Below are 23,435 nucleotides of genomic sequence, written 5' to 3'. Positions count from 1 at the left end.
TTAGCTTTTCTTCTGGTATGCACCGTACCAGCCCAGGCTCGAGGGCTGGGTAGTGGTATCAGGATCGCCGAAGAGATAGAAATCTATATTGCCCCCGGAAGGAAAGGTTTTGCTTAAGAACTTCAGGGTGATATTATTCATCATCAGCAGGAATGCCGTAGTAGCATTGGCGCTGTCGTCTGTTTTGGCCATGAGCAGTTTTATCGTTCCGATATCCAGTTTTAAAACACCCTGCAGGCTCAGTAATTTGCTCTGGGAGCTGAGTCCCGGCAATTTAATTCCGGTAAATATTGTACCGTCACTTACAGACCAGGCTATCATCATACTGGATTTAAAACCCGCACTACCTGCCAGGGCACCGGGTGTGCCAAGATTTAAGTCATAGATAAGTCCGTACCATTTACCCGAGGGTATACCCGATGAACTTACGTCTGGAGTAGCGATCGGAATAAAGTTCAGCTTGGCTGGAAGATTGTCAGCATCGCCGCTCACCATACCGGTCAGCTTAATAGGGAAGTGATTGTACAGGCTGGTCCTACGGGGCAGGCTGGAAGGAATGTCGAACGTGATCTGGCTTATGTTGAACTCGAATTTTTTTATGGCGGGTGTATCCAGGCTGAAATTCATATTAATCAGCAGCTGAGAATAGGCCAGCCCTTCCTGGGCCTTGGCCGGCGTACCTGGAGAGCCAAAGGACAGTACGTCCATTCCTGATGGATTGCTGAAGTTTATATAACCCCACAAGGAAAATTGAGCAAATACCAGCTTCTCCTGCTGGCTGATCAAGGTTGGTGTCAGCGTACTGAAGTTGGAGCGTGATACTTCCACCGCACCGAATACCGGGTTGTCTACCGGTATCAAATCATCATCAAAGCCATTGAAAGTATAAGATGGAGCACCGTTATGGTCCTCATAACTACCAGACAGGATCAGGATATTATCCCTGCCGGGTGTTTGTTTCGTTGGGCTGCCAAAGAGCTCATAAATACTGAGCTGGATATAACTTTTAAAACTTTTTATTTTCGAATTTTCAAAAAGCACTTTCAGCATCAGGGTCTTAAAATCGAAGTTGCTGACGGGGTTGAAATCGAGTGTTTGCTTATAGGCGTTGATGTCATTGGTATAAGGTGCAAATGCCGGATCTACGTAATAGATAAGACAGAACATAGAGCTCCGGTTATCCATCGTAATGTCTACCAGCTTTGTGGTATCATTAATTGTCGCAGATACATGGTTGGCATTAATACCGAAATGATGTGCATTAAATTTGGACAGGTCTATGCCTGCAAGCAGCCCCTGTAGCGCTTCCGGAAAGTTAGACAGACTTATGTCTGTCTTCAGCGCCAGGATACCATTCCAGTCCGGATCAGTGGCGATTTTAGCAAAATTGACAAAGTCAGGATCAGGATTAACCTTATCCTTACCACGATTCACACCATCCTGTACATAAGCGGTAAGCCAGTCTGATAGCGTGCTCAGCTCGTTTTGCCCTGTCTCGTTGAAATCGTTGCTATTGGTCCATAAGGCCGGATTCTGTACACGATCCATTACCGTTCCGCTACAGAATTTAAATATCAGTACATTGTTGTATTGACCATAAGTATTGGCTTCCGGTACATTCAGCATAAAGGGCCAGCCCTCCAGTTGAATGGTGTTGTTGAAGTTGCCCAGTATCCCTTCTGCAGGAGATTCCGGCAATGGTTTATTAAAGCTGATCACGAGGAACTGCTGATTGGTCTGGAAGGCACTCTGCAATCGTGGATTCAGGTCCGTGAAATCCATCGTGAGTACGTTTTCAGGCTTTGGATTAGGATCAGTTCCCTTATAGTTTTTTGCCAGGATAAGGTCTGTCCATCTCTGGCTTCCCTCATCAACATATACCATTAATCCCTGTGGTGTGGTGGATGGCTTCCCGGGAACGGTTTTGAGTTGTTTGCGCTTTTGGTGATTTGCAATAAGCTGCGGTAATGCAGCTGTTTCAATTGTTTTTTTACGCCAGGGATTGATGATTTTATTTTCGAATTGAGCAATGTCTGCACCATTTATAAGGCCTTTATCAAAAGAGCCGTAAAAGGCCATAGGAAAGCTGGTGTACTTATTGGCCTGCTGCAGGTAAGCGGTGACCGGAGCATAAAAGCCCAGCAATGGCGTACTGGTTTTTGTGCTGATGGCCCCTGCTCCATACAGTGAAGAGCCCTCTGGTTGTGATTGATAGCTGATCGCAACATTATTACTGTCGACTGCAGTGCCGGAGGTAAACGGTACTATCGATGTCCATGCCGTTACATAATCATTAGTCAGTAAGGGTTGGCCTGCTGTATCCTGACCATCCTGGATAGGGAACAGGGGTGCATAGGCCGGTTGATTAATGGTAAAGAACAGCAGATCGCCCGGATAGGTGGCCGTCTGCGGATTACACAGAATCGTTTCTATACCGGATAAGCCGCAGAGCAAGTTTACCGGCGGATTAGTGGCAGGAGGTTTAGCATCAGTAGTACAGATATGAAAGCCACCCTGCATCAGCATATAATTGCTGTTAACATTGGCTTTATCGCTTTTACTGAATACTAATAATGCCGTATCCGGTAGGGGAATGTCAAAAGGTAGTTTGTCCGTATTAGGCGTAAAGCCGATACGGGGTTGTATATATAGGGCATTCCCGAGGCTGGTATTAAGTCCTGTCGGGAATATAGTATTGCCGGAATTGAAGGCCAGGAACGTTCTCTGGCGGTTATCTGTATTCAACTGGTTGACCGGGTCCAGGCTGGCCTGGAAGGGAATCTGTGGCAGATAATTCTTACTCAACAAAGGGAAAGAAATATTCTGTATGCTTCCGGAATTGTAAAAATATTGCAGTCCTGTGTTATAGGCTTGCCAGTCTGTGGCACCGTTGAAATTAAGTCCGAACCGGATACAGCCAAGGCTGGCGCCGGTCATGGAAAGGTAAATCTGTTTATTGAGAATCTGTGAACTGGATGTCGCAACTTTGTTGGAAAAGGTAATCGTTCCCTGACTGATCGTAAAAAACTGGCCGCTGCTGTCCAGCCGTACCAGGCAATTGACACTGATCGATAAGTTGATGTACTTGCCGAACAGGATATTGGCTGTCTGCGTGAACACCTGGCCGGTAAGCGTAATGGTAGCCAGTATCGCATTGACCGTCTGCGCAGTTATATTTCCGGTATCATTAAACCAGAGAAATGCATTATCGTAGCCAAATGATTTTAAGTAAGCTGTAAGCTGTTTGATAAAATCGGCTTCACTGGCCGGAGCATTGGCTGCGTACAGGTACACCGCATTGTTATTGCTTTTCCAGGTCTCTGTAATGGTCAGCGTTTCTTTGGCCGGAGCAATAAGGAAGCAGGCGCACCAGCCGCTGTTTGCCGGTGTATCGTCAGCAGTATACAGTCTCTTGTCTGCTGATCTGGTGTTGGAGAATGATATGCTGGACACTGGCTTTGGTTTTTAGTAAATTAAAGAACAAAAAAAGCGCTGCAAACGGGGTTTGATCTGCAGCGCTTCATTGATAGTTACGCTATGCTTTACAATATCATGAAGGAGGATTTGTCCAGTTAGCGATAGGACCTGTATATTGATAATTGCCGGAGCCATTCAGATCTGTCCATGATCCTGTAAGAGATACACTACCTCTTGTGTCAGGAGTTGGGGGCTCAAAGCTAATGATATCAATCATTAAGGTCATAAGGCCTGAAGTCAGTTTTGCATTTTTTACGGTGGTGTTTTGCGGATTCAGGAAGATACCCGAAACAGGGAATAACTGGCCGGCGGAGTTGGCAAAAGTAATTTTAGCCTGATCATAGTTATCACCGAACACAATCACGGTCGCGACCAGGTAACCTAAGCCGTAGCCGATTTGTTTGGTATACGTTGCAGGGCCGCCTTCTTTTTGCAGGGCCTGGTAGTCAAGCGTTTCATTTAGTTGTGCAATGTGGTTGCTCATGTTATATTGATTTAAATGATGAAATGAAAAATTTTATGAAGGAGGATTGGTCCAGCTTGCGATGGCACCATTAAAAGCAGACTTGCCTGTACCGTTAAGATCCGTCCAGGTGGCACTCAGGGATACACTCCCTTTTGTATCGGGAGTAGGTGGCTCAAGGCTGATGGAGGCTATCGTTAAGGTCATCAAACCAGCAGTCAGGATCTGGTTTGTAGCAGTTGTATTCTGCGGACTCAGGAAAATGCCTGAAGTCGGAGATAACTGACCTGCAGAGTTTGTAAACGTCACTTTTACCTGGTCGTAATTATCACCAAAAACAAGTACCGTTGCTGCCAGGTAACTCAGGCCGTAACCGATCTGTTTAGTATACGTTGCCGGGCCGCCGAGTGCCCTCAGAGCCTGTATGTCTAAGGTCTCGAATTCTTGTGAGATGTTGTTATTCATTTGGAATTGCATTTAAGAAGTTATAATATTTAGTAAAGCACGGAAATAGTACACTGCTCAGCAAGGGTATAAAAACGGGTTCTCATATGGTATTTTTCCCGTTATTGTGTGTTTTTGTTGACCGTCCTTCTCTTAGGTTAATGGATTACATAAAAACCAAAAGAGCAGTCGTCAATGGCTGCTCTTTTGGTTGTATAAATAAGGGAGGGCGTAAATTACTGGAGTTAAATTTTGATTCGATAGTGAAAATTATTCATGACCATCCGCCATGTACCAAGCTATTTTATTCGTCCTTTTTATCCGGCAATAAAAGGATTAAAAGATCTTTTGCATCAAGGCAAAAGGTAGCAATATTAGAAAATGGAAACCCAATGAGCAATGTAGGTCTCTGTTTCCTGAACGAAGATCTCAATGGAATATTTATGTACGGGCCTTTTGTGTGCGCGTAGCAAACCAGCACAACACCGATCCAAGGCAGACCATGACCGCACCCTGCCAGAATGCAATGCCCAGTGCTGTCTGTAGTAATACCGAAGAGATTGCCGAGGATAATACAGGAATGAAATAAGAGGCGCCGGCCAGCACCGTCGTATTGCCTTTTAGCATGCCCACGTTCCATGCCGCATAACCCAATCCCATAGCGCAAGCGGCCAGTACCAGGAATATGCAGGAGCGAAGATTGAAGTCGAGTACGGTTGTCTCTTTTACCAGTAAATACTTAAACCATAATACCAGCGCCACCAGAATGAAAAATAAAGTAATGCCATTGGTGCCCCTGGCCATGCGCGCGGTGATCACGCAATACGCCGACCAGATGATTGCGCCGATAAAGGCCAGCCCATAGCTGAGCGGATTAGTCTGTATATTGGCAATCATCTCCCCGATATACAGTCCCTGCTCACCACCCAGTACCCATACGATACCTGTCATAGACAGTAACACACCAGGAACAATAAGCCAGTTGGTTCTTTTTTTATGGAATATAATGAGGGCTACCATAGTCAGGCTGGGCCATAAATAGTTGACCATACCCACTTCTACTGCCTGCCGGCTAGTGGTCGAGTAGCCGATCGATAAAGCCAGGCAGACCTCATACGCTACCATCAGTAAGGAACCATAGATGAGGTATTTTCGGGGAAATTGCTTTAAAGGTGTCCAGCCCACTGTAAGGAGGAGCAAGACAGAGGCAAGGGTGTAAATCAAGGCAGCACCGCCTGTAGCACCAAAGTAATGACTTACTTCTTTAATCAGGCTTACGATCAGGCTCCATAAAATGATCGCACACAAGCCCACAGCAGTACCTTTATTTTGATGGTTCATCTTCATACACTTCCCGGAGATTAGCTACAGGTGAGGCTGTTTTTTGAGTAAGTAAAAATAGGGTTTTTAGCAGTACGCATAACAGGTGATCATTGATGGGGTAGTCTAATCCCTGGTACAGGAGCTACTTACAATTATGTAAGCCCTTTTTTGTGTATGCCGTGCAGGCTACTTTTGAACAAACAATCTGATACTATGCAATTACAGGATAACATTATCGGCTTCCATCACGTATCTATTAAAGCACAGAATTTCGAGGAGACACTTGCTTTTTATCAGCACCTGGGCTTCGAGCCCGTGCACCATTGGTCCTTACCAGAGTTCAACCTGGAGCGCTGTGCGATGTTGTATCATAAGGCCATCAAGTATTATATAGAAATCTGCGATAAAAATGCCCTCATTCCCACACAGGGCCGCCCGAGAAGAGCTGGTGATGAATATATCGAAAATGCACTACTGCACATTTGCTTTGTCGTGCGCGATGCAGATGCAGCCAGGATTGCCGCATTACACTATGGTGCAACAGATCTGAGTGAAGGTTCTTTTGAGTTGGCCCTCAGTAATGATACCAAAACCGTACAGGTGAAAAATAGCCTGGTATATAGTCCGAACGGAGAGGTGATCGAGTTTCTGGAGCAGGTAAATTTTAATTAAGGCTGATGAAGAAACCCGGACAAGGCAGATAGCACCGGCCCGAGGCTATGGCCGTATGGGCTAAGGGTATAGATCGATTCAGTCTTGGTTTTCTCTTTTACAATGACGCCATCGGCCATCAGTTCATTTAATTGTTTAGACAGCGTGCGGTCGCTGACTGCAGGAAGCAATTGTTTAAAGGCTGTATAATGACTGGGCCCTTCCTGCAGATGGAATAAAATTGATAATTTCCAGCGTCCCTGAAATAAGGCCAGTGTTTTGGCCGCATTGCAGAATTGCTGTAGCGTTTGCTCGTTTATCGTATTGGTAGAATGCTCTTTACGCATAATGAGGTCAGGATAGGCCAGCAGGCTAAAGCCCTTTCTGCTTTTGTCTTAATACATACAAGTACAGGCTCTCTACCTTAGCCCTTGCCCAGGGAGTCTTCCGGAGAAACTTTAAAGAGGAATTAATGCTTGGGTTACTCGTAAAGCAATTGATATTGATTTGCTCACCTAGTCCTTCGAAACCTTCGTAATATTCTACCAGTTCTTCCAGGATGGTGTCGAGTCTTATGCCGTGCAACGGGTCTTTGGATTGTTCCATAATATTGTTGTCCTTAATGGACGATATGATTATATAATACTGCAAAAATACGGCAGGATTTAGAAAAGAGGTTCAAATAAAAATTAAGGAGCACTGAGTGCTCCTTAATAATAGATGTGTGTTTATTCTTTCACGATTTTTTGCTGATAAGTAATTTTTTCGGTGGATCGTATTGTGGCATGATATACTCCTGCGGGTAGCTTACTGATATCGATTGATGTGGTATGATCATTCAGCCTATAGTGTGAGACCTCCTTACCGGTAATGTCTGTAATGATAAGGGTGCTGTTCTGATCTCCAGCATTGATGTACAGCATGCCTCTTGTCGGGTTAGGGTATATTCTGGACAGACCAGTGGCTGGTATATTATTCTTCTGAGCCATAAATACAGCCTCAGGCATGATGTATTCCGGTTCGTAGCGATATCCCTCATACTGTGACAGAAGCGATCTGGCGATAGCGCCGGCCTGCATTGGATCTGTTTTTTCATATTCATAAACCAGGTGTTTTAGGCCAGCTGGTAGTGTTGCCCAGTTGCCTTCGTTTTGGAGTAACCATTTTTTTACCTCATAGATGGCTGCAATATGGTTTATTTCCAGTTGCTCCGCTTCATTGAGTTTATATTTACCCTCTATGTTATTTAATACATTTATAGCATCGTCATAACGTTCCAGGTCCATGTATGTCGAAGCGAGATATAACTGGTATGGATAACCCTGGGTTACTTGTTCGTATACCAGTGCCACGCTATCGAGGTGACCCCGTCCGTCTTTAAGCATCTGTTCTTTAGAAGCCGGAAACAGATACTGTGCTACCATTTTGTCAATGAGCTGTGCCTGTGCGGTTAATAAGTGATCCAGTTCGGTATTGCCCTCATCAATGTACTGGCCCTGGTTTTCCAGTGAAGCGATCTTCTTTTCTATTACCGACAGGTTGTTGATGAAAAGAGAGAAGGGGAATGGCGCCGATGGCGCACCGATATTGTGTACAGGGCAGGTATTGGTATTCATATTGATAAGATTGCCCGGCAGGATATTGGTATACACAGGTTGCTCAGCCGCCGTTGCAAAATTGTACCCATATCTGAACTGACTGATGTCATTTGTTGCACTACCAATATAGTAGCTGGGATAATTAAGGCCGATGCCCGGTTCTGCCCCATTGTGGAAGCGATTACCTGCAGACAGATTTGGCCCCGACGAGCCACCCTCGACATATTGTATTCTTGCCACACCACTCTGTGGTACCGAAGCATCTTTCATAATCGATATTTCATAACCCAGCCCGACCGGATAACCAGAAGTAGAACCAGAGCTGGCATATAAATCATTACACAGCATTTTAAGGCCGGTAGTATTGCCGACATTTGTATTCCGGCCAATGGACTGTATGCACATCACATTAGCCGCATTGCGGCCTATGCTGTTGCGGTATATTTCATTGTATGCCGTGCCTGAGTTTCTAACCACAATTCCCGGAGGCCCGTAATCTCCATAAAGGCGATTGCCCTCTATCCGGTAACCGGTGCAGTTATTAAGGAATAGATCCACATTGTTACTTTGTGCAAAGTATGGTGGCGTAAAGACACAGTCCATAACCCAGGGCATGAAACATCCACTCATATTTACGCCATTCGGCGTATTGAAGTCCGTTCCATAGATTAAGGAAACACGATTGGTTTGTAAACTGTTTGTGATAGAGATGCCGGTTTTCATACCATTAAATAAAGGCCTTACATCAGAATAGGGTTGCATTTTGATGCTCGAGTTGACGGCTACTACACCGGTACATACAGAATCGCAGCCGCTATATACAGGCCAGCTATTTCCTTTGAAGGAACAGGATAAGAATGTTATGTTATTGCAATTATCCAGGTATACCATATCGGGTGGTGGGGTACCGGGATTAAAGTCATTAGTGTGTATAAAGTTGTCATATTGGAAAAAGGCAGCGGGGTTTAGACCGCTTGTATTATTTGTCGGATCTGTAATCGGGTTACCTCTTAGTTCGTTATATAAGAGCAGTGAACGTTTGTTATTTTTAAACGTAGCAAAAGCAGCCCATATTCTTCCGCCGCTTGTGGTGTTGACTGCATAATCTTTATCATAGTTGCGGATGGCCACTTCTGCATTTTCAATTGTATTGTAACTGATACTTTGCGGACCAGAGGTAGCACCACCTATAGTGATGTGGCTTTCTGCATCAGTAGCATTAGGCCCTTTCATGATTTCAATGCCGGACCAGAAAAATGGAGGCTTGGCATTTGATATCAGAGAGTTGTGTTCTACCGATAGAAATGCGCCGCTGACCGGGCCGCCACGCAGGATAATGCGGTTGCCATCACCCATCCTTACGATACCGGAATCCAGCTTCATGTCTGCCTGGTTCATCACTATAATATTACCGTAGACAATTGCAATACCACCGCCAACTATGTTTAATTCAGCATTGGGCTGGACAATAATGTTGCCGTAGAATGTGGCCGTAGCGCCATTAGTGATGGTCAGGGAAGCCCCTGATTGAATCGTACAGTCACCCATACAATTATCTGGGCTGATCACTGCCACTGCGGTTGTAATACTATTGGGAATGATCGCATGTAATGGCAATGATAATGTTGCCAGACAGCAGATAAGCAGGATGCGCTTAAATGTTGAACCAAGAGTTTGTTTTTCCATTGAAATAATTTTTACAGTAAAATAAAATATTTCACATAACTGCAAATTAATCAATAATGCAATACGTATATAGATCCTGTCAGGATATAAATCTATTTGTTGAAATATATATATGAAAAAGAATTGTTCAATGGAAAGAATGGGTATTATTGTTCCATGACAGGGCTGCCAATTGAGGATACTTCGGGAAAGCCAGCAGCGAAATGTTTTGTCCTGTACAATAAATCGGGTAATCGAAAATAAGCCTCAAGTGTAGTTGCCTGGCTTTGTGGAATCGGAAGGGTTCGTATTGTAATATTCGCTATCTCCATTATTTGCGAACACAATTTTTGTTTTTTATCTATGAGTTTTTACGTGATAAAAGAAATAAGCGCTACTAAAATATAGTAGCGCTTATTTCTTTTATTTTAAATCTTCACCCTGATGATCTCTATTTTCATATACTAATGAATACTTTGATTAAAATAGGACTTATTAGACCGAGCTATAGAATCTACTTTTCTCCCAGCACCAACAGGGTTAAATCCTAATTCAATACAAGAACGAGTTAACATTTCTCCTGCATATCCTGAAGCATACATATCACCTGTTTCACTATTTGCATGAGATACTGCAATTTTTTTAAATTTTTCAGATTGATTTAATGCTAAAATTTTATGTACTTGTTCTATTGTAGCAATATTTGGAAGAAGTTGTAATTCATTCAGATAATTCTTACTGTAAAATGTGTATCCAAACACATCTTTATTCTCAACTGCAGTTGAATATACTTTGTTTGCAGATTCAATATCAGTTATGAGTTGTGTAATAAAGTTGTACTGTATTGTTTTATTTTTATCAATACGCTTAATTATCCAATAACCTTCATGATTATTTTTATTCAAGTCGGTATTAATTACTTTCAAAAGATATGTTTCACTACTGTTTTTAATAATCTCAATTTTACTTTTTAAAATATCTGCTGCCATTGCATTGTCGCAATCAAAGTTGATATTACCATATAAATTTCTACATCTGTAGTGAAGAAATAATATGGTTGTTCATAAATCATAATATTTTTTACTTTACAGGAAATTGGGAGCAGGTAAGTACTTCTGGGGGCACACGGGTATGTATACGTGTATTAATTTCTGATTAGAATTTATATGATGAGTATAACGGCCTAGTCAACATTCATAAGTGCAGTACATAGGATGAAATATTTTTTGAAATGATGACTGAGAAGACAACCAACTAAATAGTTAAATATATATACCGTATGATTTTAAGAAAAAAGGAAAATTGGTTCAAAATGCTGTTTGTTTGGCACGGATCTGTATTACCCCGACTATTACCCCGACTATTCCTACTATTTCTATTATCTGTTGCAGTCGTATACTTTCATGGTAATATCTTTTCGTTTAAGATTCCGCTAAACCCAGCTCCTTTTACTTTGTTTGGGTTCGTTTTGGCACTTTTTCTTGGGTTCCGAAATAATGCTAGCTATGACCGATTCTGGGAGGCTCGTAAACTTTGGGGAGAATTATTGAATGTATCCCGGTCCTTAACAAGACAAGCAGTTACTTTACTTAATCCCAAAGCGGATGAAACAAAAATTACTGAATTTGTACAACTGCTCAGCGCTTTTACATATGCCTTAAAACATCAACTAAGAAATACTAATGCCCAGGAAGATTTATCTAAAAAATTGAGTAATGAATACATGATCATTGTTTCTGATGCACAATATAAACCCATTGTTATTATGAGGCTTATTGCAGAATGGGTGCAGAAAGCAAAAGAGGAGAACAAAATAGATTCAATTCAGCAAATGAGTTTTGATAAAAATCTGGATAAACTCGCGGATGTTGTTGGGGGATGTGAGCGAATTGCCTCTACACTAATACCATATAGTTACAGCGTATTATTGCACCGAACTGTATATATTTATTGTTTCCTATTACCATTTGGATTAATAGATAGCCTAGGATGGATCACCCCCATTATGGTGGTATTTATTGCATATACTTTTGTTGCCTTTGAAGCTATTGCCGATGAAATAGAAGAGCCTTTTGGCCTGGAGGACAATGATCTAGCATTAACGAACATGAGCCAAATGATTGAATCAACGATTTCAGAGTTAGCAGGAAAGAAAATATCAAAAACAGAAGCATCAAAGAAGCGATATATTGATTAAGGACTTCTCATTGGCACCTGTCGAACTCATTTATTAAGCATAACCAACTGCAAATAAATCATTTAAATAAAAAGGCGCGATATTCTCTGAAGAATATCGCGCCTTTTGTGGAATCGGCGGGATTCGAACCCGCGTCCAAACACCGATTGAAGAAGTTTTCTACATGCTTATTCCGATTATTAATTGTCGGCGAATAACAGGAAACGAACAAACCAATTATAAGCTTAGCTGGATAGTCTTATGCAGTAATCACAGCCTGGTACTGCAGCATCTCGCGTTTTTTGTTGAGTCGGCGGCGGAGCTTGGTAGCGAAAACACCTGCTCGGGCGGCCCTAATGACTACATAATCACTGATTACGCAGCCATGGCATACTGAGTATTGCCATATAAAGTTCGAACCTTCATATTTACGTGCTAATGGTACAACGCACGGCATGCTTACGCTTCCCCCGTCCTGTGCTGTCAAAACCAGTCGACCCCAATTTTGCGCATCAAGCCTTACGGGCTCAAAGAACTGGATACAAAGGTACAATTTGTTCTGCTAATAAAAATTAAAAAATAATTTGCAGCCCGGGCAACCTTTTGCCCTTAATATGCATTTATATAGTAAAGGCGTTAAGGAATTAAATCATTCATGCAGCATCACTACGCGAAAGACGAGTACAAAGTATACCAGGATAGCAGGAGCGGGAAACCGGCAGCACAGCAATGGCTGTATACTGCATATTATCCCATGGTGGTTGCGGTATGCCTGCGCTATATCGATACCCGTTCCGATGCAGAAGAAGTAGTCGCCGATAGTTTTATCCGTTTTTTTGAAGCGGTGAAAGATTCCTTCCTGTATAAAGGAGAGGGTAGCCTGAAGGCTTATCTGAAAAAGATCACGGTGAATCAGGCATTAATGTTCCTGCGTAAGCAAAGACTGGTATTTGAAGAAGTGGAGGAGCGGCATGAACAGCTGGCAGATATAGACCTTGATGCATTGGGACAACTGGCTGCAAAGGATATCCTTAAAGCCGTACAGCAGTTACCAGCCGGATATCGCACGGTATTCAATATGTATGTTATAGAAGGCTATACCCATGCAGAGATTGCGGATGCCTTGCAGATTGCCGAAGCGACTTCGAAAACCCAGCTGATGAAAGCAAAATTGCAATTACAAAAAATACTCACGAGGTATGAAAGATATGTTTGAGGAAAAGCTGAGCAGCCGCCTGCAGGAACTGGAGCAGGATGACAGCATAGGTGATATGCTGGATAAGGAGGCCATCTGGAAGCGTATAGAGGCCGGGCAGCCACCTGTAATCAAGCGGAGCTGGAGGCCGGGAATCATGCAACTGGCTGCAGCATTGGTCTGCTGTCTGGGCATTGGTCTATTGATCAAATATCAGCGACAAACAACAACTGTAGCCTATACCCATACAGTGGCAACCGTAGCCCCTGTTCCATTGCCGGAAGCGGCAATTGCAGTGGACAAGGACATTACTCCAAAAGAAGAAACAACGGTACTTCCGGGCAAAGTAATGAAAACAGCCCGCGGACCTGAAACAACACTCGCTGCTGTGCCGAAAGAACAGGTTCCGGTTCATAAGACTGGACCCCTCCCTTCAAATCACAAAGCGCCAGGTGTAATCACGGAGCAACCCGTTACACAACAGGCAGAGGCCCCACAGCTGGCGGTTATGTACCTGAGTGATCTGGATAAGGAAAGTCCTGCAGTGCCAATGCCCCGTAAATCCCGTGAATCGGGTCGGGTAGCACGATATGTAAAAAGTAACCTGGAAGAATATGCATCATCCCTCCCGCCAAGGGTCGTTATAAACCAAATCTTAAGCAAGTAAACCATGAAGATGAAAATCCTTTTAGCCGGGCTGTGTTGCAGCCTGCTGACCACAACTATGTCTGCACAGGAACAAGCCGGACGCTTTAAACTGGATACCGTACAGCGAAGAATAACACTGCAAAAAGACTTACCAGGTAAAGGTAAGGTCCTGGTGCAGATGGCCTATGCTGCGGACTGGCAGGGAGATGCAGAGATGCAGCACCTGGCTGCAGTAGCCGCGACACAGCTGGAGCACCTGAAGCCTTCTTTTAAAGATGCCCTGGCGCAAAAGAAAGTGTACCTGGAATTGCCGCAGGATGAGTCTTATACTAAGATAGGCTATGAAGAGATTCTGCCGGAACATAAAGAGATGGTCTATGCCAATAACAGCTATCATCCTTTAAAGACTGTACAGGACACGGTATTTATCCTGAAGCATTACGGACAATACAATAAGGCCCTGACACTGTCGGACAATACTGACACCTTTAAACGCAGTATCCTCTACACCTTTGTGCTGAATGATGTGGCTGCTTTCGATGCGGCACCAATGAAAGAAAGCATAGCAGAGGTCGCCCCATTCTTCAGTAATTACCTGAACGATCCGCGCAGGAAATATGAACTTAAAAACCAAAGCCGCGGCTGGCGCACTTTTATGGATTCGGAAGTCGGTCTGACTTATTTTAACGATCGCCTGGGACTGGCTATGGATTTGGGTTATGGCGTTTTGTTCAACAAATACTCCCGCAGGTCGTTTTTTGTAATGGCCAAGGCGGGCTTTATTGCCAACTTCCGCTATCCGATAGGGCAGTCCAACACATACCTTAATTACAATGTAGAATATGGTATAGCAGATATGAGTACAGAGCGTGGACTGTGCAACCGCTACTCCGTTGGTTTTGGTTTTTTCCAGGGTACGTTTAATCCTAAGCGGGGAACGCCAAGTGCATTGCAGATACCGAATATGTTCCGTATGTACATAAATATTCCTGTAGCACCAAAGCTTAACCTGGGCCTGGATCTGTATACCAATTTTATCCTGAAACAAGACAATCCCAATCGTGCAGGCATGATCGGATTATACCTTAAATATAACCTTTAGCATTTTTCTTTATCCCCTTGAGAAAACAACAGGGTGCCGCTTTCGGCACCCTTAATAATTAATGCGCTACAGGCGTACACAGTTCAATCAAAAATCCATTGAGATCTCTTACATAAGCAACGGTCTGTCCCCAGGGCTTTACTGCCGGGGCGGCATACAGACGGGCACCTGCTGCAATGGCTTTCTCTATCATAGCAGACACATCATCCGTCACAAAACCCAGCTCTATCGCAAAAGGTTTTTGCGCTGCATCAGCATGCGCAAATCCGTTTGGAAGATTACTCCCGGCCAGGGTTTCCGAAGCAAAAGACAGGGTAGTCGGCCCCGTTTGCAGCTCCCCGTAATCATTGTCCGGACTGATGAATGTGCGTTCGAATCCGAAGGCCGCTTCATAAAAGGTAATCGCCTTCGTAACATCAGGAACATATAAAATAGTATACTTGAACTGGATCATTTTTTTGATCAAATATACTTCTTCAAAAGCAAAATGGAGACCATTCGGTCTCCATTTAAAATGTATAATATGAACCTTAGCGTTTAAGATGCTTCAGGTTGATGATCTCTTGTTTGGTCAGGAAGCGCCATTGTCCGCGCTTCAGGTTTTTCTTAGTCAGCCCGGCATACATCACACGGTCCAGCTTCTCCACCTCATAACCCAGGTGTTCGAAGATACGGCGTACGATACGGTTTTTACCGCTGTGGATTTCTATACCGATCTCATTTTTCTGCTCCAGGTAAGCCAGTTGATCTACTTTAGTCATTCCGTCTTCCAGTTCCAGACCGCCAAGAATCTTCTCAAAGTCATTCGCTGCAACATTTTTGTTCAGCGTTACCTGGTAGATCTTGCGGTTCTCATATTTAGGATGCGATAATTGCTGCGCTACATCACCATCATTGGTCAGTAATAACAGACCTGTTGTATTACGGTCCAGGCGACCTACAGGGAATACGCGCTCATCAATATTATCACCGAATATATCCATTACTGTTTTACGGCCTTTAGGATCATCAGTTGTGGTAATAAATCCTTTTGGTTTGTTCAGCAGTACATATACCAGGTTCTTCTGTACCTTCAGTTCTTTACCTTCCATCTGTACAATGTCGCCAGAATTGATCTTAAGGCCCGGCTCCATAACCACTTTACTGTTTACTGTAACCTTACCTTCTTTGATCAGCTCCACAGCATCTCTGCGGCTGCATACACCACAGTGGGCAATATACTTATTCAGTGGCATGGCTTCTGTTGCTACAGATGGCGTTTGCTGCTCTGTAGTCACCCCTTTGTTGCCATTGGTATCATAGGCTTTTGCCTGCGGATGCTCATAGTCAAAATGCTCTTTGAATGCATCTTCAGGGCGCTTATGCTCTCTTTTGAACGGACGATCTTTAGGGCCGCCTTTTTCTCCTTTGAAATCACGATCTCTTGATTTGAAATCTTTTCTGTCTCCGCGATCGGAATCTCTGTTGCCAGATTCGCGTTTAGGACCAAAGTCTTTGTCTCTTGGTTTGAAGTCTTTTCTATCTCCGCGATCGGCGTCTCTGTTACCAAACTCGCGTTTAGGGCCAAAGTCTCTGTCTCTTGGTTTGAAGTCTTTTCTATCTCCGCGATCGGAGTCTCTGTTACCAAACTCGCGTTTAGGGCCAAAGTCTCTGTCTCTTGATTTGAAATCTTTTCTATCTCCACGATCAGCGTCTCTGTTGCCAAACTCACGTTTAGGGCCAAAGTCTCTGTCTCTTGGTTTGAAGTCTTTTCTATCTCCGCGATCGGAGTCTCTGTTACCAAACTCACGTTTAGGGCCGAAGTCACGATCTCTTGGTTTGAAATCTTTTCTATCTCCGCGATCGGAGTCTCTGTTGCCAAACTCACGTTTAGGGCCAAAGTCTCTGTCTCTTGATTTGAAATCTTTTCTATCTCCGCGATCGTCTCTGTTGCCAAACTCACGTTTAGGGCCAAAGTCACGATCTCTTGATTTGAAATCTTTTCTGTCTCCACGATCAGCGTCTCTGTTGCCAGATTCGCGTTTAGGGCCAAAATTGCTGTCTTTTGACTTGAAACCACCTCTGTCGCCGGAGTTAAAGTCTTTTCTTCCCGGTTTGAAATCTTTTTTCTCCCCGTCTTTACCACGGAAGCCACCATCGTCTGCTTTTTTGCCATAAGCTTTAGCAGGGCGATTGATTACATCCTTATTATTGGCTTCAAAACGACGGGCACTCTTTTCGCTATTGCGTTTAGGATGTGTATTGTCCTGGTCAAAGTTTTTCCAGAAGTCCTTACGGTCTTTTTCAGAAAACTTTTGGCGGGCTGCATCACGTTCCTTTTGAAATTCGTCCTGAATAGAGGCGCTATCCGTGTTTTTACTCGAAAATTTTTTATTCATATAAGAAATATACAAAGGCCTGTACGTTTATCGCACAGGCAATCCTTTTTGAAAATTATGCATTTGGTTGTTCGTGATCGATATTGGCCAGCTGACCACAAGCGGCATCAATGTCCTTGCCACGGCTCCTTCTCAGGCGGGCATTAACTCTGTGCTTGGCCAGGTAGTCCATGAAGCGGTCGGTAACCGCTTCATTTGGCTTTTTGAAATCAGCCATTTCGATCGGGTTATATTCAATGATGTTCACCAGGTCGGCAGGGATCTGACGGAATACTTTTACCAGATCAGCGGCATCTTCCAGGCTGTCGTTAAATTCTGAGAAGAGAATGTACTCCAGCGTGATTTCGCTTTTGGTCTTCTGGTAAAAATAATTCAGGGCCTCGATCAGCGATTTAAGGTCATTCGATTCATTGATCGGCATGATCTCGTTACGTTTTTGATCATTGGCAGCATGCAGACTCAGGGCCAGTTTGAAACGGACGCCATCATCACCCAGCTGACGAATCATTTTGGCCACACCGGCTGTAGATACCGTAATACGGCGCGGACTCATGCCCAGACCTTCCGGTGCGGTAATGCGTTCCACTGCCTGCATCATGTTTTTATAGTTGAGCAAAGGTTCGCCCATACCCATAAATACAATGTTGCTGAGCTTGCGTCCGAAATGTTTTTCAGATTGCTCGTTCAGAAGCGTTACTTCATCCACAATCTCATCCCAGTCCAGGTTACGCATACGCTTCATATATCCCGTAGCGCAGAACTTACAGCTAAGGCTGCAACCCACCTGTGAAGATACGCAGGCAGTAGTTCTGGTGTCGGTAGGGATCAGAACCCCTTCTACATAGCGGTTATCGTGCAGGCGGAAACGGCTTTTTACCGTACCATCTTCACTGAATTGACTATGATCGACGCTGACTTTAGGAATATAGAAAAGCTCATGCAGTTTGTTTCTGAGCTCTTTGGAAATGTTGCTCATTTCCTCGATTGATCCGATATTTTTTTGCCAAATCCATTCTTTGATCTGCTTGATCCGGAATTTTGGCTCCCCCCACTCCGTGAGGGTCTTTTCGAGCACCTCTATGGGTATGTGTCGCAGATTTTCCATCTGTGATAAATTAAATTTTTGCAAATGTACGACATTTCCTGGTTTTACCGCATATCTATCCTCTATTAAGCTGTTAAAATATTAAACAGGTTATTTATATTGCTGCAAAGCATCCTGTAAGGCCTGTTTTACCCTGTCTACAAGGGCTGCGGGCTGCAATATTTTTACATATGCCCCATGAGACAGGAGCTCGAGGATAAAATCCTGGGTAAGGTGCACTTTCAGAGAGATACGCAGTTCCTCCTCCGTATCGATCAGTATCTTTTGAGAATGGTGGAAGGGCATAGTCTTTACATAATTGCCCGATACCGCATTGAAGGATAGGATCGTTTCTTCCAAAGCCTCATTATTCGGTTTCATAATACCAAATGCATGCTGGAAATAGGTTTCCGGCAGTAGCTGTTTATCCTTTTTGTACTTTTTGGTAGAGATCAGCAGGTTGTCCATACGATCCAGGCCGAAAGTGCGTATATCCTGTTCTACGGTATCCAGTGCCAGCAGGTACCAGCGGTGCTTGTACTCTTTCAGCAGCAAAGGCTGGGCATTGCGGCGCTGGGGTTTATCTTCATAGAATTTTTTATAATCAAATGCGAGCTCTCTTTGCTGTGAAATGGCCTGTAATATGGTACGGAAAAACTCCAGACCCTGAGGGCGCCGTTTTTCAAACTGTACTTTGTTGGGTATATCCTGGGTAAACTGCAGCGCATTGAAGGTGCTGAAGGCCTCCAGCAGCCGCTGATGCACATCTTCCGGACTATCATCCTCGCTGATGTAGTATTGATTCTCCTTGTTGTTGTACTGGATGTCCAGTTTGAACAGGGAGAAGATTGCCTCCTTGTCCCTCAGGAAGGTACGGTTCGATACAATATAGTTCAGGCCGTCCTGCTCCGATTTGATGGAGAGGTAATCATTAATCTCATCCAGCGATGCCGGTTTTTTCAATAAGAAATTAACGATATGGAGGTAGCGGTGAAAGACGTCGAGTTTAGCCACAGATGAATGTTTTTTTATCGGTGTTATAATAGGATTAAAGATAAGAAAAGCAGATGGGTTCTACCATTCCAGTGCCTGAAAATGTGGAATGCATCTGTCGGCCAGGGCATGAATGCGCGGGTCTGCAGGCTCGGGTTGCAGGGCAATCACCCTCATGCCGGCGCGCTTTGCAGCGGTAGCCCCGAAAAAGGAGTCTTCAAAAACCAGGCATTTTTCCGGTGCGGTACCCAGCTCGCTGGCTACTTTCAGGTAAATAGCCGGATGCGGTTTCCCCTGCTCCTCATCCTCTCCGGATGCACAATAGTTAAAGTATGCAGCCAGTTCCAGTTTGTTCAGCACAATAGGAATCAGCTGTGTAGGAGCATTGGTAGCCAGTCCCAGCCGGTAACCTCGGGCATGCAATTGCTGAATGGTATGCTGTATGCCTTCTATGGCCTCACCTTTAGTATGGATCAGCTCACCCACATACCGGATTACCTCCGCTGCGACTTCATCCAGTGTAGGGCCGGTCCAGGGAGAGGTTTCATACCAGAAGCGGGTCACCTCGGTGGTCGTCATAGCAGCTGTACGGGCGCATAGCTCGGGGCTGAGGGTGATCCCTAAGCTGCCGAAAATAGCCTCTTCTGCCTGTTGCCAGAAATGCATGGAGTCTATGATAACCCCGTCCATATCAAAAATAACCGATTCTATATCCTGCAAGAGTGTGTGCATGTGCTTATCTGTTTATAGGGTGCATGACCTGCGGGTCAAAAAAGTGATTGAGGCTGCCCTTGCCTCTACCGATGTGTACGCCTTTTGAGGCCAGTATCGCCTTATGTACATATTCCTGTGCGGCCTGTATGGCTTCGGTCATCGTATACCCCATGGCCAGGAACGTTGCTATAGCTGCCGAAAGGGTACAGCCGGTGCCATGTGTATTGATACTGTCCACACGAGACTGGGTAAATATATGTTGTTCGCCTTTTATGGTACCATAAACAGCATTTAATGCCTCACCTTCCATATGTCCGCCTTTGACCAGGACAGCCGGACAGCCTTGTTGCAGGATAATTGCTCCCGCACGTTCCATATCTGATACAGATTGTACAGGGATTCCGGCCAGTATTGCGGCCTCGTCCATATTTGGGGTAAGCAGTGCGATGGCGGGAAACATCAGGGACTGCATCGTTGCTATGGCCGATTCATCCAGCAATCTTTTGCCCGAAGTGGACACCATAACCGGGTCCAGTATGACAGGGATATCAGGATAACCTGATAGGGTCGTACAAATCACTTCGATATGCGCTTTTGTATGCAGCATACCTATTTTGATGGCGTGTGGTCTTATATCTTCCAGTACGGCTTCCAGCTGTGCCGCCACGATTTCTGTCGGGATCGGATACACCTGTTGTACGCCCATCGTATTTTGTACGGGCAGAGCCGTCAGTACAGTAGTGGCATATGCGCCTAGCGCAGATATCGTTTTGATATCGGCCTGTATGCCTGCGCCCCCGCTGCCGTCAAATCCGGCAATGGTCAGTACAGTGGGAAATGTATGTTTCGTTTCTTGCATGGAATATCTGTGTAAAGACAGGGTATTGTTCCTCAGCCTTGTTACACAAAGAAAAGCAAAGGCACGGACAAGATATGTCGTATGCGCCGGGATGCTTTTTCCTACGCCGGTATCAACCGGATCAGGTACTGAGGGACTCTCTCAATTCCAAAATGGAATACCCCTAAAGCGTATACAAAGGTACAAAAAAGGAGCAGCGGTTATGCTGCTCCTTTGTGATTAAATTATGGTCTTTACCGGATTAACCTTCCTGATGGAAAGCGTAACGATAGTTGGTAACCGGTACAAAAGTTTCCTTAATGGTACGGGCACTTAACCAACGGTACAGGTTCAGTGCAGAACCCGCTTTATCATTCGTTCCGGATGCACGGGCACCGCCGAATGGCTGCTGGCCTACTACCGCACCGGTAGGTTTATCATTGATATAGAAGTTACCTGCAGCATTAACCAGGCGCTTGGTCAGGTATTCGATTACTTGTCTGTCTTTAGCGAAGATAGAACCGGTCAGGGCATAACCTGAAGTACGGTCTACGGTATCCAGGATGCTGTCCCATTCTTGCTCATCATAAACGTAGATGGTCAGTACAGGTCCGAACAGCTCTTCACACATCGTTACGTAATCTGCTTTTTTAGCTTCGATTACAGTTGGTTCGATGAAGTATCCTTTGCTCTTATCATAGCTACCACCGGCAATAATTTCAGCATCGCTGCTGTTTTTTACACCATCGATATAGTTAGCCAGTTTGTCAAATGATTTCTCATCAATTACCGCGTTTACGAAATTGGTGAAATCATCTACAGGACCCATTTTTAGGGTTTTCATTTCGGCCAGTAATTTGTTTTTTACAGCTTCCGCGATATTAGAAGGTAAGTATGCTCTTGATGCTGCAGAACATTTTTGTCCCTGGTATTCAAAAGCACCACGAAGCAGGTTAGCGGCCACTGCATCAGCATCAGCACTTGGGTGTGCGTATACGAAGTCTTTACCACCAGTCTCGCCTACGATTCTTGGATAAGATTTGTAATGAGGAGCATTTTCGCCGATTGTTTTCCACATGGTATTGAATACACCTGTAGAACCAGTAAAGTGTACGCCTGCAAAATCTTTATGTTTGAAACAGATATCACCGATAGTTGGTCCGCCTGCATATACCAGGTTGATTACACCATCAGGTAAGCCTGCTTCTTTCAGGATCTCCATAAATACGCTCGCAGAGTATACCTGGGTGTTAGCCGGTTTCCATACGATAACGTTACCACACATAGCTGGAGCAGTAGGCAGGTTACCACCGATTGCTGTAAAGTTGAACGGCGTAATCGCCAGTACGAAACCTTCCAGTGCACGGTATTCCATACGGTTGTTCACACCCGGAGCAGAGATCGGCTGTTGTGCATAGATCTGGCTCAGGAAGTGTACGTTGAAGCGTAAGAAATCGATCAGCTCACAAGCACTGTCAATCTCGGCCTGATATGCGTTTTTACTTTGACCCAGCATTGTTGCTGCGTTCATTTTAAAACGATATTTATTGGCCAGCAGGTCAGCTGCTTTCAGGAAGATTGACGCACGGTGCTCCCAGCTGGTAGCAGCCCATTGGTCACGGGCTTTCAGTGCCGCTTCGATAGCTTTGTTGATATGCGTTTCATCACCCATGCTGAAGTGACCCAGCAGGTGTGCTGTTTCATGCGGGGGGTGAATGCTTACTTTGTTATCTGTACGAACTTCTTCTCCGCCGATATACATCGGAATGTCTCTTACCTGGGCCTTCAGGTCGGCAATAGCTGCTTTTAAGTTTTTAGCATCTGCGCTGTTGGGCGCATAATCGCGTACCGGCTCATTCTGAGGCATCGGGAAAGAAAAATATGCGTTATTCATATAAGGTATTTTTGAACAATTTTGGAGCAAAGGTAGTAAAATTTGCTTCAAACCTAGAGGCTGGCGAAAAGGCCTATAAAGGATATTTATAGATGCTTTGCCAGTCCTGATAGTTACCCTCAGGATTGGCGGTGGTTACCAAGGTATTTATTGATCGCCTCCACCCGGTTGTTAACCTGCAGCTTCTGGTAGATACGATAGATGTGGCCTTTCAGGGTTTTAACAGAGATGAACAATTTGTCTGATATTTCCTGGTAGGTGAATCCCTTAGACAGCGATTCCAGTACTTCGTGTTCTTTGGGTGTAATGCCATAATCCGATCGTTGTGGCTTATGTTGCAGTACACTGATCATTTTACGGGCAATGTCCCCATCCATGGGGCTACGACCGGCATGAACCTCTTGTATGGTGTTGATGATTTCTGTAGCTGCACTGTTTTTGAGCACATAAGAGCTGGCACCGGCAAGTATGGACTCGAATACGCTTTCTGCGGTGTCCATTATCGTACACATAATAAACTCTATTTTCGGACAGCTGCTTTTAAGCCTGCGTACACATTCCACTCCGCTGATATCGGGCAATCCGATATCCATCAGAACCACATCCGGCTGAAGAGAGGGGATCAGGCTAAGGCTCTCTGTCCCATTTACTGCGGTACCAATGCAATTGATACTGCTTTCATTCATGAGCATGGTCTGCAGCAGAAAACGGGTGTCCTCCTGGTCTTCAACAATAATAACAGAGATCATAGGATTCATTTTACGGATTCAGGCTGTACTCATACAAAGTAAC

The 23,435-nt window shown here is 44.5% G+C and carries 21 protein-coding genes, 1 other RNA gene and 1 riboswitch; of the genes, 5 read left to right on the top strand and 17 right to left on the bottom strand.

The genetic code is table 11. From position 1 onward, the window contains the following. From FTD44_RS03590 to yddG, 4 genes are all read right to left on the bottom strand, one after another. Positions 1-3,453: a hypothetical protein gene (locus FTD44_RS03590; RefSeq protein ID WP_222165187.1), complete on the bottom strand. Its 3,453-nt coding sequence runs from the start codon at positions 3,451-3,453 to the stop codon at positions 1-3. Positions 3,454-3,550: 97 nt separating this feature from the next. Further along, on the bottom strand, positions 3,551-3,961 hold the full coding sequence (locus FTD44_RS03585; protein ID WP_222165186.1) for a hypothetical protein: 411 nt from the start codon (positions 3,959-3,961) through the stop codon (positions 3,551-3,553). A 33-nt stretch (positions 3,962-3,994) separates the two neighbouring features. Further along, positions 3,995-4,405 (bottom strand): hypothetical protein, encoded by a 411-nt coding sequence (locus FTD44_RS03580; protein WP_222165185.1) that lies wholly within the window; start codon positions 4,403-4,405, stop codon positions 3,995-3,997. Between the two features lie 420 nt (positions 4,406-4,825). Further along, positions 4,826-5,731 carry an aromatic amino acid DMT transporter YddG gene (gene yddG / locus FTD44_RS03575; protein ID WP_317196822.1) on the bottom strand — a complete coding sequence of 302 codons (906 nt, stop codon included), beginning with the start codon at positions 5,729-5,731 and terminating at the stop codon, positions 4,826-4,828. 189 nt (positions 5,732-5,920) lie between these two features. Here yddG and FTD44_RS03570 point away from each other — a divergent pair, with 189 nt between their 5' ends. Next, positions 5,921-6,379 (top strand): VOC family protein, encoded by a 459-nt coding sequence (locus FTD44_RS03570; protein WP_222165184.1) that lies wholly within the window; start codon positions 5,921-5,923, stop codon positions 6,377-6,379. On the opposite strand, the gene FTD44_RS03565 is transcribed toward FTD44_RS03570, so the two are convergent. From FTD44_RS03565 to FTD44_RS03550, 4 genes are all read right to left on the bottom strand, one after another. Continuing rightward, positions 6,376-6,705, bottom strand: coding sequence for a winged helix-turn-helix transcriptional regulator (locus tag FTD44_RS03565; RefSeq protein ID WP_222165183.1), 330 nt, complete (start codon positions 6,703-6,705; stop codon positions 6,376-6,378). The two genes, FTD44_RS03570 and FTD44_RS03565, sit on opposite strands and share 4 nt — an antisense overlap. A gap of 25 nt (positions 6,706-6,730) precedes the next feature. Continuing rightward, positions 6,731-7,009: a VF530 family protein gene (locus tag FTD44_RS03560; RefSeq protein ID WP_246625321.1), complete on the bottom strand. Its 279-nt coding sequence runs from the start codon at positions 7,007-7,009 to the stop codon at positions 6,731-6,733. A gap of 77 nt (positions 7,010-7,086) precedes the next feature. Continuing rightward, positions 7,087-9,642, bottom strand: coding sequence for a T9SS type A sorting domain-containing protein (locus FTD44_RS16045; RefSeq protein WP_246625320.1), 2,556 nt, complete (start codon positions 9,640-9,642; stop codon positions 7,087-7,089). A 443-nt stretch (positions 9,643-10,085) separates the two neighbouring features. After that, a complete protein-coding gene (locus FTD44_RS03550) occupies positions 10,086-10,610 on the bottom strand; it encodes a hypothetical protein (protein ID WP_222165182.1) in 525 nt (174 codons plus the stop codon). Between the two features lie 290 nt (positions 10,611-10,900). Here FTD44_RS03550 and FTD44_RS03545 point away from each other — a divergent pair, with 290 nt between their 5' ends. After that, on the top strand, positions 10,901-11,818 hold the full coding sequence (locus FTD44_RS03545; protein ID WP_222165181.1) for a bestrophin family protein: 918 nt from the start codon (positions 10,901-10,903) through the stop codon (positions 11,816-11,818). Between the two features lie 105 nt (positions 11,819-11,923). On the opposite strand, the gene ssrA is transcribed toward FTD44_RS03545, so the two are convergent. Further along, positions 11,924-12,298, bottom strand: a transfer-messenger RNA (tmRNA) gene (gene ssrA / locus FTD44_RS03540). 154 nt (positions 12,299-12,452) lie between these two features. Between ssrA and FTD44_RS03535 the strand changes: the two genes are divergently transcribed. The 3 genes from FTD44_RS03535 to FTD44_RS03525 are packed head-to-tail and all read left to right on the top strand — an operon-like array spanning position 12,453 to position 14,742. Next, positions 12,453-13,013: an RNA polymerase sigma factor gene (locus FTD44_RS03535; RefSeq protein ID WP_222165180.1), complete on the top strand. Its 561-nt coding sequence runs from the start codon at positions 12,453-12,455 to the stop codon at positions 13,011-13,013. Beyond that, the gene (locus FTD44_RS03530; protein ID WP_222165179.1) at positions 12,997-13,659 is read left to right on the top strand and encodes a hypothetical protein; all 663 of its coding nucleotides are present in this window, start codon (positions 12,997-12,999) and stop codon (positions 13,657-13,659) included. Before FTD44_RS03535 ends, FTD44_RS03530 begins: the two co-directional genes overlap by 17 nt. Positions 13,660-13,668: 9 nt before the next feature. Next, a complete protein-coding gene (locus FTD44_RS03525) occupies positions 13,669-14,742 on the top strand; it encodes a hypothetical protein (protein ID WP_222165178.1) in 1,074 nt (357 codons plus the stop codon). A gap of 58 nt (positions 14,743-14,800) precedes the next feature. On the opposite strand, the gene FTD44_RS03520 is transcribed toward FTD44_RS03525, so the two are convergent. The 8 genes from FTD44_RS03520 to FTD44_RS03485 all read right to left on the bottom strand — a co-directional run bounded on the left by FTD44_RS03520 (position 14,801) and on the right by FTD44_RS03485 (position 23,392). Then, the gene (locus FTD44_RS03520) at positions 14,801-15,196 is read right to left on the bottom strand and encodes a VOC family protein (RefSeq protein ID WP_222165177.1); all 396 of its coding nucleotides are present in this window, start codon (positions 15,194-15,196) and stop codon (positions 14,801-14,803) included. Positions 15,197-15,272: 76 nt separating this feature from the next. Continuing rightward, positions 15,273-17,120, bottom strand: a complete 1,848-nt coding sequence (locus tag FTD44_RS16040; protein ID WP_246625319.1) for a pseudouridine synthase — start codon at positions 17,118-17,120, stop codon at positions 15,273-15,275. A gap of 55 nt (positions 17,121-17,175) precedes the next feature. Continuing rightward, positions 17,176-18,225, bottom strand: coding sequence for a 23S rRNA (adenine(2503)-C(2))-methyltransferase RlmN (gene rlmN / locus FTD44_RS03510; protein WP_129022352.1), 1,050 nt, complete (start codon positions 18,223-18,225; stop codon positions 17,176-17,178). Positions 18,226-18,315: 90 nt separating this feature from the next. Further along, the gene (locus FTD44_RS03505) at positions 18,316-19,218 is read right to left on the bottom strand and encodes a helix-turn-helix transcriptional regulator (protein WP_222165176.1); all 903 of its coding nucleotides are present in this window, start codon (positions 19,216-19,218) and stop codon (positions 18,316-18,318) included. A gap of 60 nt (positions 19,219-19,278) precedes the next feature. After that, positions 19,279-19,929, bottom strand: a complete 651-nt coding sequence (locus tag FTD44_RS03500) for an HAD family hydrolase (RefSeq protein WP_222165175.1) — start codon at positions 19,927-19,929, stop codon at positions 19,279-19,281. Positions 19,930-19,933: 4 nt separating this feature from the next. Beyond that, positions 19,934-20,770: a bifunctional hydroxymethylpyrimidine kinase/phosphomethylpyrimidine kinase gene (gene thiD, locus FTD44_RS03495; RefSeq protein ID WP_222165174.1), complete on the bottom strand. Its 837-nt coding sequence runs from the start codon at positions 20,768-20,770 to the stop codon at positions 19,934-19,936. Between the two features lie 81 nt (positions 20,771-20,851). Then, a riboswitch (TPP riboswitch) is annotated at positions 20,852-20,945 on the bottom strand. Between the two features lie 66 nt (positions 20,946-21,011). Beyond that, a complete protein-coding gene (pruA, locus tag FTD44_RS03490) occupies positions 21,012-22,643 on the bottom strand; it encodes an L-glutamate gamma-semialdehyde dehydrogenase (protein WP_222165173.1) in 1,632 nt (543 codons plus the stop codon). 119 nt (positions 22,644-22,762) lie between these two features. Continuing rightward, positions 22,763-23,392, bottom strand: coding sequence for a response regulator transcription factor (locus FTD44_RS03485; protein WP_222165172.1), 630 nt, complete (start codon positions 23,390-23,392; stop codon positions 22,763-22,765). Between the last annotated feature and the right edge of the window lie 43 nt (positions 23,393-23,435).

Source organism: Edaphocola aurantiacus (genome assembly GCF_019797745.1).
Taxonomy (GTDB): domain Bacteria; phylum Bacteroidota; class Bacteroidia; order Chitinophagales; family Chitinophagaceae; genus Edaphocola; species Edaphocola aurantiacus.
Note: the sequence above shows the minus strand (reverse complement) of the source record. Positions and strands in the feature narration are given on the sequence as shown.